The organism is Bdellovibrio sp. SKB1291214 (assembly GCF_002209355.2).
Lineage (GTDB): Bacteria > Bdellovibrionota > Bdellovibrionia > Bdellovibrionales > Bdellovibrionaceae > Bdellovibrio.
The window spans coordinates 2,614,057-2,628,186 of the sequence record NZ_CP106855.1 but is presented as its reverse complement, the minus strand read 5'-3'; the positions used below and the strand labels follow the sequence as shown (position 1 = coordinate 2,628,186).

Here is a 14,130-nt window from a genome sequence, read left to right as displayed (position 1 = left end):
TAACTCCTAGATGCAAATCGCTAATTAGTTTTCGTTTTCAAGAATCATAGAACCACCTTGACCGCCACCGATACAAAGTGTTGCCAGGCCGTGCTGTACGCCTCTGCGTTTCATTTCTTTCGCTAGAGTCAATACGATACGAGTCCCGGTTGCGCCCACTGGATGGCCCAATGCAATCGCGCCACCGTTGACGTTCAAGATCTCATCACGAATCTCCCCGACTTTTGCAGACAAGCCAAGTTTCTCTTGAGCAAATTTGTCAGAATCCAGTGCTCTTTGGCATGCCATAACTTGAGCCGCGAAGGCTTCGTTCAGCTCTACCAAGCCGATGTCTTTCAATGAAAGACCCGCGCGCTTAAGGGCAAGCGGAGTTGAGTATGCCGGCCCCAGCCCCATGCGCTCTGGCTCAAGGCCTGCGAAACCGTAGGAACGGATTGTCGCAAGAGGTTTGTAACCCATTTGCTCTGCTTTCTCACGAGACATCAAAAGCACCATTGCCGCGCCGTCTGTGATCGGGCAAGAGTTACCTGCTGTGATTGTTCCCGTCGCTTTATCAAAGAAGGGCTTCAATTTCGCCAAAGCTTCCAGCGTTTGAGTGTCACGAGGACCGATGTCCTCAGAGATCACTTCTTTGTATTCAGGAGCCAAGTAAACCGGAGTTGTCTCTTCCTTCATGCGACCTTCTTTCATCGCTTTAGAAGCCAACTGGTGCGAACGAAGAGCAAATGCATCTTGCATCTGACGATTCAAGCCCCATTCTTTTGCAAGGATCTCCGCCGTTTGACCCATGTTGATCCCAACGAAAGGGTCTGTCAGACCCAACATCACGCCGATTTGCGGGAAGAATGGATCTTTCATGTTGCCTTGAAGCAACGCTTTAATTTGATTTACGTCCGCTTTGAAAAGCTTCCACAACAATGGCAAAGCTTGCTTTGGACCTTTTGCTGCAAAAAGTTTTTCATAAATCTCTTGGAACTTTTGCGGAGCAAGAGTTGGAATTTGCGACATGGATTCAGTTCCACCCGCCAGCACAACATCCATTGTCCCGGATTTGATTTTTTCAAATCCATTAGAGATTGATTCCATCGCGGATGCACAGTTTCTGTGAACTGTGTATGCGGACGTCTTCATTGGAATACCCGCGTTCAATGCAACCACGCGCGAGATGTTCACAGCGTCTGGCGGATTTCCTGTATTTCCGATGATCACTTCATCGACAGAATTTACATCCAAGTTTGTTTGAGCGATCAATTGCTTCAGCGCAACTTGGCCCAACTGTGCTGGATGAACTTTTTTAAGTTTTGTACCGGATTTTGCAAATGGTGTGCGTACACCTTCAACGAGAACCACATCACGTGGTGACTTCATAGAAAACTCCTGTTGGTAATTCTAATAACCACTCAAAATCGTACAGGTTTTCCATATGAGGACCAAACACAAATGCATTATTGCATGTGCATGGTCTAGTTTCGACAAAGTCAGCGTGCATCCTTTGGTGGTCGAGGTGCTTTTTCGAGACACTTTTCGGTTTTCCAGAGGGGAAAAAGAGCTGCAACTCTAGAAATTTATGATGAAAAGTCTGGAATGGACGCATCGTGAAGAGTTATGTTTCACACCTGTTCCCTTCGCCGTTTACGTCCCCCTCAGCTCGAGCTTCGAAATTTGATGCCGGCCTCTTCTCGATACTTCTGGTTATTGTGCGACCAACAGAGCACCTGAAGGTTTTCCGGCTCGTGAGTTCCACCACTCCATCGAGGGATAATATGATCAACTTGCAACCCATATTTGCTACCACAAATCCTACCGGTCCGCTTGTCTTTGTACTGACAACACTTATCTCTGTTCAGAATAAATCGACGAGTTTTAAGAGTCAGAGTTTTATTTTTTGAATGAATGCGGGAGTCAGTACTCCGCGAGAAGCTTTTTTCCTCGCGCCCGGATGATTTTTCGTCCAAGTATTGACCTGCCACCACTTCAATCACTTTCGCCCAAGAATGATCCCCGTTTGCGAGTTGAAGACTGTGCGCAGCTTTCTCTTTACAACTAGTGAGTATCTCAAATTGCTCTCGAGTCAAAGTGATCGACAAATGAACCGATTCATCTTTCTGAATTCTGACGCGTTCTGGATCTTTGAGCTCAATATCCAGACTCATTGCCACAGTTTTTTGCGTCTGTTCTCCACTGAGTCCTGCAATTTGATCAATGATTTCGGACTTTACCTCATTCGATATTCTCTCGCCCGTTTTTTCCTTTTCATGAATTGCGCGGGTCAACTCTCCCACCTGAGTTAAGTTGATAGAACCTTGCTGAATTTTATCTGCCAATCCCGGAACCACATTCATCAGTCGAGCGGCCTCCAATCTACGCAGTGCTGCCGAACTGGAATATCCCAGCTCTTTGGTCAAATAATCATACATTGATGAGTACGCATGCTCGAGATAAAGTCGTCGCGCATCCACTTCTCTGATGTATTCCAAAATCAAATGCAAAAGCATTCGCTCTTTTCTAACAAGACTTTTTAAGTTTGCTTCGAGATCACGATTACCAATCGATGCAAGTCCATCCATTGCATCCTCCACTTATTAGTTTAAATGCAATTTTGATCAGCAATCGTGAAACCAATCTGAGATTCGTATAAAGAAGATGTAAAAGATATTCAGCGTCGGAATTCGGACAATCTATGTAACATCCACACCCGCTCCGGTTACTGAGCGCATCATTTATTCTGGACGTTGCTTTTGACGAAGGCTAAAGATGCAAGTTGGAGGTGGGAAATCTGTCGCAATCAATCAATCAATCAATCAATCAATCAATCAATCAATCAATCAATCAATCAATCAATCAATCAATCACTAATCAAGCACCGAGCCATGATCTGAGAGTTGTGATAAAAAAGCCCACTCCCTTTCAGAACAATAATATCAAATTTGGAAGTCCCTTTATCAGCAACATTCAATTGATCACATCTTTTTCTCACCCGCTGCTTAAAGTCTTCAACACTTTGAGCTTCACTCCACGAGTCCACTTGATTGTAATCCAAAAGCCAGACGAATCTTTGCACACAATCACCGTCTCCACGAACAGTGAAATCCGCGCGGTAACTTAAATCTAAAACATTCGAATACACGATTTCCCGATTTTTATTTGGACTGTACTTATTGTTGTTTTCAGCCCAAACCATCGCGATCGATTTTTCATTAGGGTCATAAAAGGTAAATTCTTTTTTCTGTTCATAGTCGGCGTCCGACGGAGGAGGCCCTGCAATCGTGTACCAAGCATTTGCCAAGCCCTCCGGAGCGTCGTGTGGAACAGAGGAACCATACACATAGGCCACAGCCTTAGAATGCTTTTGCACGGTTTCTGGCTTGAGACCGCAGACACGGTCTGCTCTGACAATGGACTGCGAGGCCTCGTCAACATTCTTCACGTTGCGAGTTTCATAGGCGTGAACAGAAGAAGTTGCAAACAGCGACAGGAATGCAAAAGTAATCACTCTTTTTTTCATGTGCTTCACCTACCTCTCTGTCTCAATCTGAGACATGCTTCAGCTGCCAAAAAATGTTTTACAGCTGCATAGTATCTTCATATCCCGTGCAATTGGGTGACTTTGAGTACACAACTGACAAGTCACTTAGATTCAATTCACATGTGATACCAATGGAACGCCACGCATCATCACATTGCCACCCGCGCCAATCTCCCCCATTGATTGACCCCCTAAGAATGCATTTGTAGAGTTACTGCACTTGTTTTGCGAGGCCCGCTAAACGCTGAAAAGCTTTAGAATTTTTCTAAAAAACGAGCTCGTAAAAAAATGCAGCGAAAGGAAATATCCTTGGAAAAAGAATTGAATAAGAACTCGGATAAAGCAGTAGAAAAGCATGCAACAAACAATTTCGATCAAGAAGCGTTGGAGTACCACCAACGTGGTAAGCCAGGTAAAATCGAAGTCATCTCTTCTAAGCCATGCGTTTCTGAAAAGGATTTGTCACTTGCTTACTCCCCGGGAGTAGCAGCCCCTTGCAAAGTGATCGCGAAAGACGCCTCTAAAGTTTACGACTACACTGCAAAAGGAAACCTAGTTGGCGTGATTTCAAACGGAACTGCGGTTCTGGGTTTGGGTAACATCGGACCCCACGCTTCAAAACCCGTGATGGAAGGTAAAGGGATTCTTTTCAAACAATTCGCTGGTATTGATGTTTTCGACATTGAAGTGGATGCCAACGACGTCGACACGTTCTGTAACGCAATTAAAACTCTGGAGCCGACGTTCGGTGGTATCAATTTGGAAGACATCAAAGCACCCGAGTGTTTTGAAATCGAAGAGCGTCTAAAAAAAGAAATGAAGATCCCGGTCTTTCACGATGACCAACACGGAACAGCCATCGTGTCGGGTGCGGCGTTATTGAACGCCGTCTCTATCACCAACAGAAAAATGGATCAAATCCGCATCGTGGTGAATGGTGCCGGAGCCTCTGCGAATTCCTGCGCAAAAATCTTTATTTCTTTAGGTGTACGTCGTGAAAACATCATCATGTGCGACTCGCAAGGTGTGATTTACAAAGGCCGTACAGCCGGAATGAACAAGTATAAAGAATACTTCGCTGCCGAAACAGAAGTTCGTACACTCAGCCAAGCGTTGCATGGCGCTGACGTTTTCGTAGGTCTTTCAGTGGCGGGAGCATTGACTCCAGAAATGCTTAAGGACATGGCAAAAGATCCAATCATTTTTGCTATGGCAAATCCAGAACCCGAGATTACACCGGATAAGGCACGCGCGGCTCGTCCAGACGCTATCATTGCAACCGGTCGTTCGGATTATCCCAACCAAGTGAATAACGTCTTGGGCTTCCCTTCCATTTTCCGCGGAGCTTTGGACACACGTTCAACTCAAATCAATGAAGAAATGAAGCTCGCGGCCGTGCATGCCCTGGCAAAGCTCGCGCGCGAAGAAGTACCTGACCGCGTTTCCGCGACTTACGGTGGTAAAACCTTTAAGTTCGGCCGCGAATACTTGATTCCAAAGCCTTTCGATACCCGGGTTCTGCTTTGGGTGGCGCCTGAAGTTGCAAAAGCTGCCATCAAAACTGGCGTTGCAACTAGAACCATCGAAGACTGGGATCACTATCGCGAAACATTGGAAGCTCTTCAAGGTCCGTCCAAAGTCTTCATTCGCTCTGCCATCAACCGTGTTCACCAAAACGCGACAGCGGCTGGCGGCGAACTTCCGCGCATCGTATTCCCAGAGGGCACAAGCACGAAAGTTCTAAAAGCACTATCCACATTGGTTGAAGAAAAAATCTGTCAGCCCATTTTGTTGGGCTATCCTGATCGCGTGAAAGAAAAAATTCAAGCGTTGGACATCCCGGCCTTGAATGACGTTCCGGTGATTCATCCAGCAACGTATCCAAAATTCTTTGCTTACGTGGAAAAGCTTTACAATCTTAGACAGCGTAAAGGCATCAACATGCGTGAGGCCGAGCGTTTGATGGCAGATCCCAACTACTTTGCTGCGATGATGGTCACGATGGGTGATGCTGACGGCATGGTGAACGGTGCTTCGGTTAATTATGCAGATGCAGTGAAACCTATTTTGCAAACCGTGGGAGTCTATCAAAACGGTATTCCAGCAGGTCTGAACTTCGTCTTGCTTGAAGATCGTTTCTTGGTCTTAGCAGATACAACCGTGAACTTGAACCCAACGGCTGAACAGTGTGCGCTGATCGCTTTGCAAGTTTCTAAAGTTGTTGAGTATTTCGGCATCGAGCCGAAGGTAGCAATGCTTTCTTACTCGAACTTTACCGCAGCAGAAGGCACTCCTTGCAAAATGAAAGAGGCTGCACAAATTGTTAGAAAAATGCGCCCAGGTTTGATGGTGGACGGAGACATGCAAGCGGATACAGCTGTGAATCCAGACATCATGGAGCGTTTGTTCCCGTTCTCGGAACTTAAGGGCGGCGCCAACATTCTGATTTTCCCGAACCTCGAATCCTCGAACATCGCTTACAAACTGATTCAACAAGTTGGAAAGGTTGAAGTGATCGGTCCATTCCTGACAGGCGTACGTCGCTCTTGCAACGTTTTGCAAAGAACGACAACCGTGGATGGAATCGTGAACTCCGTTGTATTCACGGCTCTTGAAGCGCAGTTTATTAAGTCTGTTTTGAAAGCTCGCGAAGCTAAAAAATCGGAACTGACCAAATAACGGTCTACGTACATATAACTGTTCAAACCGATAAGCCCACGGCACAAACCGTGGGCTTATTTTAAAAAAAAATCCACGCTTATTTAGACCGGAAATCGACGTTCGTTTTAACCGATATGGGGCCTTCTCACGTCCATTCCGAGGATGGTTTACAGTCCCACAAAATACGAAAATTTAACTTTGATCACTCCGAAAGCGGTGCTAGAATTAAGACAGACCAAGGGAGGGTTTTAAGAGTTGAGTAATCAAGCCCATGTCAAAGTTCACGATCGAGCGATTGTCATCGGGGTCGGTTTAAAGACCGAACCACTCACCGAAATTAAGGAAAATCTTCTAGAACTTGAAGAGCTGGTTGGCGCCGCAGGCGGTGAAGTCGTCGGCTCCATTATCCAAGTTCTGCCTTCTTGGAATCCCGCTACATTAATTGGATCAGGAAAAGTCGAGGAAGTCGCGGAAATGGTTCGCGACAGCCAGGCCACGATCGTGGTGATGGACCATCAACTTTCGGGCGTCCAACAAAGAAACTTAGCACAAATTGTTAAAGTTCGCGTGGTGGATCGCAATCAATTGATCTTGGATATTTTCGCCCAGCGTGCGCAAACCTTTGAGGGAAAACTTCAAGTGGAACTTGCACAGTTGCTAGATCAAATGCCCCGCATGGTAGGTGCATGGCTTGAATCCCTTTCCCGCCAAGGTGGTGGTATCGGAACCCGCGGCCCCGGTGAAACGGCCCTCGAGAATGACCGCCGTCGTATCCGCGAACGAGTCGCTTTCATTAAAGAAAAACTTGAAGGCGTTCGTCGCAACCGCGCGCAACATAGACAATCTCGTAAACGTCATGAAATTCCCTCTTTTGCTTTGATTGGTTATACCAACTCAGGAAAAAGCTCGCTGCTAAATCGTTTAACGGGCGCGCAGGTTATGACGAAAAACCAAGTCTTTGCGACCTTGGATCCTACAACTCGCAAAATTTTCCTGAACGATGGTCCCCCGGCTGTTGTAACCGACACCGTTGGATTCATTCGCAAACTTCCTACACAGTTAATCGAGGCCTTTAAAGCAACACTTGAAGAATCGGCAGAGGCTGATGTTTTGCTTCACGTGGTGGATTTGTCGTCACCCAATATGGAAAGACAAATCGAAGTTGTGGAAGAACTCATTAAAGAATTTAACTGGGCGGATAAGAAAATCATCCACGTCTTTAATAAAGTCGACGCAGCTCCCGTCGAGCGCCAATTCCGCGTAAAACAATATCCCCGCGTCTTTGTCAGCGCACTTACGGGCCAAGGCATGGAACAATTGAAAAAGCTAATGGCTCAAATGGTCAGTGAAATGCAGACCGATGTGCAATTGTACTTCCCAAGAGCTGAGGAGTACAAAATCTTTGATTTGGGCCGAGAAGCACAGATCTCCAGAAAAGAAACAGCGACTGAGGGAACAGTTTGCTATACACAGCTGACTCCGTCGCTGATCAATCGCTGGAAAGACTATATTGTTAAATAGTTAAGTAATATTTAAATAACTCGACAGCACGGACCACCTCACACAGCGAACCTCATTCTACCGGCCGTGATTGTTGTGCCGGTTCCCAGAGAAAAGACCTGCTTGAGCAGAGCTTAACTCATTTTTCTCTTTAGGGTCACGTACAGTATCCGATACGCTAAGGTATGCAGAAATGTCTGACCCTTTTTTTATCAGTTCTGGCGCTTCACTTGGGTTCAACGGCGCAAGCCGCAGAGGCTCCTGCATGCATGAACGGTGCAAGTGAGAAAAACTTAAAGCTCTACAACTCCTTTAAAGACAACGCCGATCCCCTTAAAAGAACTTTCATTAGCGAAACCTCTTCAAAAAAAGGTTCCCCTGCTTGCGAAATGCCAGGCAACGTTGCAAAGCAAATCAAAGACCTTAAAGAGATTTCTAAAGCTGCGGGCTCCGCACCTGAAAACGATGGCATCTGGGATTTAGATGACTCCGCCAAATCTCCCAGCCAGTTGCCGTCTCTGATTAAAAGAGAATGCATCAACGCATCCCTCATGCGCGATCCTGGTCAGAAGGGTTACGCTTGCTCAGCAACCAAAAAAAGCACCGATCAAGATATCGAAATTCCCTATGGTCAGGTAGGCGGCAAAACTCAGCAATGCATCACTGCAGATATGGTGAGCTATATCCAGTTTGCCGTGAACAGTGCTATCAAATGCCTCTCTGATGACAACCCCGTCGATGCTCGGGTGATCTATCAAAAGTTCAATAATGAAACAGGATTCAACTATTCCATCGCTTGGAATGGTGGCGCCGGCATCGGACAAATGACGAACATTGCCGTGGAAGAAATCGCAGACGGCGCCGGCCGCCCGATCATAGAAAACGTCGCAAAAAGCTCTAAACATTCCTGCCAAGGCTTTAAAGACGTTGCGAAATCGGACCTCGGCAAGCGCCCTAAAATCAGCTCTTCGAATTACTGTGACTATGTCAGCGCTGGCGATGGACTTGCTCGCAATCTGATGTACGGTATCGCTTACTATATTCACATGCGTGATAGCATCATCGGCCCCAAACTGTTTGATGAAAACAGAGAACTTTCCAAAAATCGCGAAATCGTAAGCGCTTTAACAGCCGTTAGCTATGGAGCCGAAGGCATTAAGAAAGCCCGCGCCCTGGCGGACAAGGCAAGCCTTTACACCGCTAAAAACAATCCCTGCAAAGGCAAACTAACACCGGATAAATGTTATTTAAAAATGATTCAAGGAAGCAGCGTTTACCTAAAAGCCATTCGGGGCAAGATGGGCGAAATGTACTGCTTAAAAGATGGTATCGAGCCGTCTTCTTCGGAATGCAAAAACAAAAAGGCAGCACTCACCGACAAGCAACTTGGAGCCAACGAATGTGTAAAACCACTTTAATTCTTTTCTTTGCATTCGCTTCTGTTGTTTGGGCAACACCAAGAACCAAAGCAGATCTTTTGGCTGATTTAAAATCCCGCCGTGAAAAAGCCGCTGGCCTTGATTTCACAAAAACCTCTGAAGAATTCAAAAAAGCTTTTGCCTCCGTGAAAGCCGCTGTTGATAACTATAAGAAATTGAAAAATCCCGTCCTGACGGAAGCCGAAGAACAGGTGCTGTATGTTTCTTACAGCATGGAGCCCGTGAACTCCTTAGTCGGAAAATCTAAACCGACAGCCCAGGACTGCGATAAAGCGAAACGCCAAATCATCCTCGAAGACAAGGGTACAAAACCCGAAGATTCTACGCTTTCTTCCGAGGCTACCGAGGCTTCCGCGTGGTTAGCGCTTTTATGCAAATAGAAGCGTCTCAAAACAGGATTCTATTTTAAATCGTTGCTGCATCAAAATGATCCCTGTGCCGAATGTCAGTTATAATTAAGTTTACACGCACGTTCGCGGAGACTTGATAACTATGTTCGAAAGCAGTGATTTCTCTATCAATCAAAACCATCTGGGAAGATACGTCTGCCTGAGTGTGTGGGCCGTCAGTATCACGTTTTGTTTTTACTATTTAGCAATGGACGCTTCAATGCTGAAATTAATCAGCTTGGGAGCGATTGCACTTTTGGGAATTGCGACGACACCACTTTTCAACATGCGCAGAAACCGCGATGCCGTTATCATTCAAAGCATTTTAATGTACGCGTCCCTTGTGATCCTGTTGACGATTCCCTTCGTCAGCAAATATGCGATTTTAACATTATTAATCGTCGCTCTAAATCCGGTGATTTTTCTGAACAGAATGAAAGTCGAATTAGTCTTTGGAAATTTGATTTTATCACTGATGATTTTAATCGTGTATCAACTGACAAAACCCATCAGCTCAACTCCCATTCTGGAGCAGCTTTTGGACTTCTTTATGAAATTCATTATGGTGGTCTTTGTGTTTGTACAGGTCTATGGAATGAGGCTGATGTACGAACGCAGTCAGCCCCGTGATTCTGACTAGTCTTGACGCTTTTCTTTCAAGCGTTGTTCGCGACGAGCTTTCCCTTCGCTGAAACGACGTTTGTCATCCTCAGTTGTAAGTTCTAACGAGGGCACCTCAATCGGCTTTCCATTCGCGCCCAAAGCCACGAATGTCGTATATGCGGTCGCCGTGTGGAATGTCTCTCCTGTCTTAGGATCCTCTGCATCCACGCGCACACCGACTTCCATCGATGTACGAGACGTGTAGTTCACACTCGCCTTCAAGTTCACAACCCAACCCTTATACACAGGAGCCACGAAGTTAATACGATCAATAGAAGCAGTTACCACATCTTTGTTCGAATGACGTTGAGCTGCGATGGCGGCCGCAATATCGATCCAAGACATGATTGTTCCTCCAAATACCGAACCTAAAGCATTCGTATGTGAGGGAAGCACCAATTGTGTCATTACAACTTGTGAAAAGGAAACGGGCTTAGAGGATTTAGCCATGAAAAAGAGCCTTTCGAGAAATAAAAGACGCCTTTGTAATCTATAAAAAACAAAAGGCACAGCATTTTATGCCGTGCCTTTTATACTAAACTCTTAAAAAGTTCAGTCAACGCTTTGGGCGTCTATATTAGATGCCACCCATACCGATGTCGGAATTACCATTACGGTTCATACCGCCACCTGGAAGAGTCGTAGCACCAGCTACAGTCGCAGATCCAGCTGGGATCGTTTGCGTTTGGTTATTGTTATAAGTTTGTGCAGATGCTGCGTTTTGGTTGTTGCTCTCAGCGCGCACTTCAGTTTCAACGAAACCAAGGTGAGGCAAGCACCATACGATCAATTGTGCACGAGATTTCACATTCATCTTTTTGTAGATGTTAGTAAGGTGAAATTTAACTGTTTTTTCAGTTACAAAAAGCTGGTTCGCAACTTCCTTGTTGGACAAGCCTTTAGACACAAGTTCAGCAACTTCTGCCTCTCTATTTGAAAGACCTTTTTGAATCAGGACATCTCTGAGCATCCTTGCTCCCTCCCGCTAATTGTTTTTTATTTTTCTATCTAAACCGTTTGCACTACCCAGGACTCATGTCCAAAAGCAGCACGACCACCTGTAATAAAGTCTGACATAAATTCTAAGTTTCGCAATAGCTTTGGACTCTAGTTTTAAAAAACTAGACCGATAATAAAGAAGATTTTACACAAAAAAGCCCTTAGGAGTTATTATGTTTCCCACTACGACCAAATTTTTGATCGTTGACGACTTCTCAACTATGCGAAAAATCATCAAAAAAGTCCTCAATGAGCTTGGCTATACTAACGTCGAGGAAGCCGACGACGGAAAAACTGCCTTGCCGATGATTCAAGCTGCCCATGACGCGGGTAAACCATACGAGTTCATTATCTCGGACTGGAATATGCCTGGCATGCAAGGAATTGATCTTCTAAAGGCGTGCAAAGCGGACCCTCGCTTTAAATCTACTCCCTTCATGCTAGTTACAGCTGAATCCGAGCAAAAGCACATTCTTGAAGCCGCAAAAGCTGGTGTTTCAGATTACGTGGTCAAGCCATTCAATTCCCAGACTCTAAAAGGGAAAATGGAACGCGTTTGGGCGAAACACTCTACAACTAAAGCCGCATAATCGGCGCATTAAACAGGAGAATTTATGTCTGCGGCACCTAAAGTGGATGCTTTGAATCCGCTCTTTGACAAACGCCTGATCAATGCGTTCGTGGATGGGGTTATTAAAACTCTTCAAACCATGGGGCAAACGAAGGCAACACCGGGGAAACCGTTCATCGAACCACAGTTCGTACTTAAGGGCGAAATCGCGGGTATGGTTGGTATGGTGGCTCCCCCACTTAAAGGCACTCTTTTGATTTCTTACGGCAAGGATTCCATTTTCCATATTTTAGAGAATATGCTGGGAGAGAAATACACAGAGCTTAACAAAGAAGTTTCCGACGCTGTTGGAGAAATGACGAATATGATTTACGGGTCTGCAAAGACGACGTTGAATCAAATGGGTTATAACTTTGAAATGGCGATCCCGACTGTTATCTCTGGTAATTTTAATATTACCCAGGCGGATAAAGGTGCGACTCTGGTCATTCCTTTCAATCTTCCTAATAACTCTACGTTCTACGTGGAGATCACGGTGCAATAATGGCTGGTGGCCCAGGAAAGACTGTTGATGTGATCATAGGAAGCCCGAAACCGGGTTTCCTTGAGACAATCAAAACGGTCTTGAAAGGCTACTACCCCTATATCCTTAAGCACTTTAAAAGCGTCGATGAGATTATCGACGCGACTTCAAACACTGAATTCCAACCTATCTTAGCTTTGATCGACGGTGAAGCCGGAACGAATATCACCAACGAGTGGGTTCAAACCACTAAGATGAACTATCCCGATTGTCATTTGATCGTTTTGCACTCAACCGCTCCCCTTGATTTTAATGTGGTCAAAAAAAACGGGGCCGACGAAGTGATGCACATCAACTTCGACCGTGAATTTATCTCGGACATGGTTTTGCAATTAGCACCCATCGAGCTTGAGGGCGAAAACATTCCGATCACCGCTTTGATGCCTGTGGATTTGCGCGACATGGAGCCCAACATCACATTGAACTTTGATGTCTATGCGCACTTACCGGCGAATCATCGTTCCGTGATCTTACGTCGCACAGGGGATGTGATTGAAGATCGCCACGTTGAAAAATTTAAAAATATGCGCCAGCAAATGTACGTTAAAAAAACTCAGATGAAGCAGTTCTTTGAGTTTGCAAGAACCATCATGAGCATGCGTAATATTCCATTCCCGATTTCGATGACTGAAAAGTTTCATCGTTCTAAAAAGAATATCTATGAGTTCATGCAACAATTCCTAAATGCTGCCACCGGAGATTACTCCATGGGTAAAGGCATTTTGGAGAAATGCAAAACGATCATCAATGAACTGGAACTGAATAAGACTCTGACTCCCCCGGCGATCTATGATGAAGTTTGTCGCTATACAGGCAACACCCGTTCTTATTATCACGATGCACTTTGTGTGTCGGCATTCGCCGCCTACTTTGCTCAGCTCTTAGATTGGCCCGAGGAAAAGCGGGAATCCGCGGCTATTGCAGGACTTTTGCATAATATTGGATTGTCCCAAGCGGATTTTGCAGCCACGGAAATTGATATCACGAAGCTATCAGCTGAAGCCGCAAAGGATTACAAATACTATCCTGAGCGCTCCGTAAATATGGTGAAGGCCAAAAAAGTTCCCATCAATCAAGACATCCAAGACGCTATCATGCAACATCGTGAAAACTTACGTGGGACTGGCTTTCCCAAAGGAATGCCGGGTGAAGACATTAGCAACTTTGGTAAGTTATTAGGAATTGCCTATGCATTTCACGAAGCCACCGCTTTGCGCGAAGGCATCGCAGCCGCCGCTCCACAAGTCGCCATGGCAGCCATGAAAGAAGACGCCGTCAGCGGCAAAGCCCTGTACGACCTTGTCATGATCAGTTCCATCGCTAAGAAATTCAAACCTTCCTAAAAGGGGAATAGCTTTTTTGCGACGACCTTGTAGTAGTCCTTAGGTTGCTCGTTAGGGATTCCTTGCGCGACATCTAAGCGATCATGCTCGACGTTCATAACTTTCATATTGGAGCCATACATTTGCCCGGCCATCGTGTAATAGATGTTCACGAACTGGAAATTTCCGTCAGAATCCTTACCGACGAAAACGAAGATGTTCTTAAAAGACGTTTTTTCCGCCAAGTAAAATATCGGAGAGACAATCTTTGTGGAAGAAACTTCCTCCAGCTTTTTTAAAAGATCTTCCCAGCCATTCACCATGGGTTTTACCGCCCACGGAAACGCGTTGTCACCGGAAGCACTTAAAACCTGCAGGCCGGTAAAGTTGATTTTTGAAAAGTCAGCTTCAGCCGGCGCGCTGGCCCGAACGGAAACTGAAAACACTAATGAAAGAATAAAAACTAATAATTTCATC

The 14,130-nt window shown here is 45.5% G+C and carries 14 protein-coding genes; 8 read left to right on the top strand and 6 right to left on the bottom strand.

The annotated features are described in order from the left end of the window. Window positions 1-24 precede the first annotated feature (24 nt). The 3 genes from B9G69_RS13030 to B9G69_RS13020 all read right to left on the bottom strand — a co-directional run bounded on the left by B9G69_RS13030 (window position 25) and on the right by B9G69_RS13020 (window position 3,505). Window positions 25-1,368: a thiolase family protein gene (locus tag B9G69_RS13030; RefSeq protein ID WP_088617308.1), complete on the bottom strand. Its 1,344-nt coding sequence runs from the start codon at window positions 1,366-1,368 to the stop codon at window positions 25-27. A 275-nt stretch (window positions 1,369-1,643) separates the two neighbouring features. Beyond that, window positions 1,644-2,567 (bottom strand): HNH endonuclease, encoded by a 924-nt coding sequence (locus B9G69_RS13025; RefSeq protein WP_088617307.1) that lies wholly within the window; start codon window positions 2,565-2,567, stop codon window positions 1,644-1,646. A gap of 278 nt (window positions 2,568-2,845) precedes the next feature. Continuing rightward, window positions 2,846-3,505 (bottom strand): hypothetical protein, encoded by a 660-nt coding sequence (locus B9G69_RS13020; RefSeq protein ID WP_088614714.1) that lies wholly within the window; start codon window positions 3,503-3,505, stop codon window positions 2,846-2,848. Between the two features lie 330 nt (window positions 3,506-3,835). Here B9G69_RS13020 and B9G69_RS18130 point away from each other — a divergent pair, with 330 nt between their 5' ends. The 5 genes from B9G69_RS18130 to B9G69_RS12990 all read left to right on the top strand — a co-directional run bounded on the left by B9G69_RS18130 (window position 3,836) and on the right by B9G69_RS12990 (window position 10,155). Next, window positions 3,836-6,205 carry an NADP-dependent malic enzyme gene (locus tag B9G69_RS18130; RefSeq protein WP_322740770.1) on the top strand — a complete coding sequence of 790 codons (2,370 nt, stop codon included), beginning with the start codon at window positions 3,836-3,838 and terminating at the stop codon, window positions 6,203-6,205. A gap of 237 nt (window positions 6,206-6,442) precedes the next feature. After that, entirely contained in the window at window positions 6,443-7,708 is a 1,266-nt protein-coding gene (gene hflX / locus B9G69_RS13005; protein ID WP_088614716.1) for a GTPase HflX, read from the top strand. Window positions 7,709-7,872: 164 nt separating this feature from the next. Continuing rightward, a complete protein-coding gene (locus tag B9G69_RS13000) occupies window positions 7,873-9,105 on the top strand; it encodes a hypothetical protein (protein ID WP_088614717.1) in 1,233 nt (410 codons plus the stop codon). Next, on the top strand, window positions 9,087-9,506 hold the full coding sequence (locus B9G69_RS12995) for a hypothetical protein (RefSeq protein ID WP_141096885.1): 420 nt from the start codon (window positions 9,087-9,089) through the stop codon (window positions 9,504-9,506). The genes B9G69_RS13000 and B9G69_RS12995 overlap by 19 nt, the downstream gene beginning before the upstream one ends. Window positions 9,507-9,618: 112 nt before the next feature. After that, complete coding sequence (locus B9G69_RS12990; protein WP_088614719.1) at window positions 9,619-10,155, top strand: hypothetical protein; 537 nt, start codon at window positions 9,619-9,621, stop codon at window positions 10,153-10,155. Here the strand turns inward: B9G69_RS12990 and B9G69_RS12985 are convergent. Together B9G69_RS12985 and B9G69_RS12980 are read right to left on the bottom strand one after the other, a co-directional pair. Continuing rightward, window positions 10,152-10,523 (bottom strand): acyl-CoA thioesterase, encoded by a 372-nt coding sequence (locus B9G69_RS12985; protein ID WP_265437778.1) that lies wholly within the window; start codon window positions 10,521-10,523, stop codon window positions 10,152-10,154. The two genes, B9G69_RS12990 and B9G69_RS12985, sit on opposite strands and share 4 nt — an antisense overlap. A 232-nt stretch (window positions 10,524-10,755) precedes the next feature. Beyond that, entirely contained in the window at window positions 10,756-11,148 is a 393-nt protein-coding gene (locus B9G69_RS12980; RefSeq protein ID WP_088614720.1) for a helix-turn-helix domain-containing protein, read from the bottom strand. Between the two features lie 202 nt (window positions 11,149-11,350). Here B9G69_RS12980 and B9G69_RS12975 point away from each other — a divergent pair, with 202 nt between their 5' ends. From B9G69_RS12975 to B9G69_RS12965, 3 genes are read left to right on the top strand one after another with little or no spacing between them, the layout of a single operon-like run. Then, complete coding sequence (locus tag B9G69_RS12975; RefSeq protein ID WP_088614721.1) at window positions 11,351-11,767, top strand: response regulator; 417 nt, start codon at window positions 11,351-11,353, stop codon at window positions 11,765-11,767. 24 nt (window positions 11,768-11,791) lie between these two features. Further along, window positions 11,792-12,292, top strand: coding sequence for a chemotaxis protein CheX (locus tag B9G69_RS12970; RefSeq protein ID WP_088614722.1), 501 nt, complete (start codon window positions 11,792-11,794; stop codon window positions 12,290-12,292). After that, window positions 12,292-13,674, top strand: a complete 1,383-nt coding sequence (locus B9G69_RS12965) for an HD-GYP domain-containing protein (RefSeq protein WP_088614723.1) — start codon at window positions 12,292-12,294, stop codon at window positions 13,672-13,674. The genes B9G69_RS12970 and B9G69_RS12965 overlap by 1 nt, the downstream gene beginning before the upstream one ends. Here B9G69_RS12965 and B9G69_RS12960 read toward each other — a convergent pair. Next, window positions 13,671-14,129, bottom strand: coding sequence for a hypothetical protein (locus B9G69_RS12960; protein WP_088614724.1), 459 nt, complete (start codon window positions 14,127-14,129; stop codon window positions 13,671-13,673). The genes B9G69_RS12965 and B9G69_RS12960 overlap by 4 nt on opposite strands. Window position 14,130: the final 1 nt, after the last annotated feature.

Excerpts from the sequence above, each read along its gene's own strand:
- B9G69_RS12980 (WP_088614720.1), bottom strand. The coding sequence starts at position 11,148 with ATGCTCAGAGATGTCCTGATTCAAAAAGGTCTTTCAAATAGAGAGGCA.
- B9G69_RS12995 (WP_141096885.1), top strand. The coding sequence starts at position 9,087 with ATGTGTAAAACCACTTTAATTCTTTTCTTTGCATTCGCTTCTGTTGTT.
- B9G69_RS13000 (WP_088614717.1), top strand. The coding sequence starts at position 7,873 with ATGCAGAAATGTCTGACCCTTTTTTTATCAGTTCTGGCGCTTCACTTG.
- B9G69_RS12970 (WP_088614722.1), top strand. The coding sequence starts at position 11,792 with ATGTCTGCGGCACCTAAAGTGGATGCTTTGAATCCGCTCTTTGACAAA.
- B9G69_RS12960 (WP_088614724.1), bottom strand. The coding sequence starts at position 14,129 with ATGAAATTATTAGTTTTTATTCTTTCATTAGTGTTTTCAGTTTCCGTT.
- B9G69_RS13020 (WP_088614714.1), bottom strand. The coding sequence starts at position 3,505 with ATGAAAAAAAGAGTGATTACTTTTGCATTCCTGTCGCTGTTTGCAACT.
- B9G69_RS12965 (WP_088614723.1), top strand. The coding sequence starts at position 12,292 with ATGGCTGGTGGCCCAGGAAAGACTGTTGATGTGATCATAGGAAGCCCG.
- B9G69_RS13030 (WP_088617308.1), bottom strand. The coding sequence starts at position 1,368 with ATGAAGTCACCACGTGATGTGGTTCTCGTTGAAGGTGTACGCACACCA.
- B9G69_RS12990 (WP_088614719.1), top strand. The coding sequence starts at position 9,619 with ATGTTCGAAAGCAGTGATTTCTCTATCAATCAAAACCATCTGGGAAGA.
- B9G69_RS12985 (WP_265437778.1), bottom strand. The coding sequence starts at position 10,523 with ATGTCTTGGATCGATATTGCGGCCGCCATCGCAGCTCAACGTCATTCG.
- B9G69_RS12975 (WP_088614721.1), top strand. The coding sequence starts at position 11,351 with ATGTTTCCCACTACGACCAAATTTTTGATCGTTGACGACTTCTCAACT.
- B9G69_RS13025 (WP_088617307.1), bottom strand. The coding sequence starts at position 2,567 with ATGGATGGACTTGCATCGATTGGTAATCGTGATCTCGAAGCAAACTTA.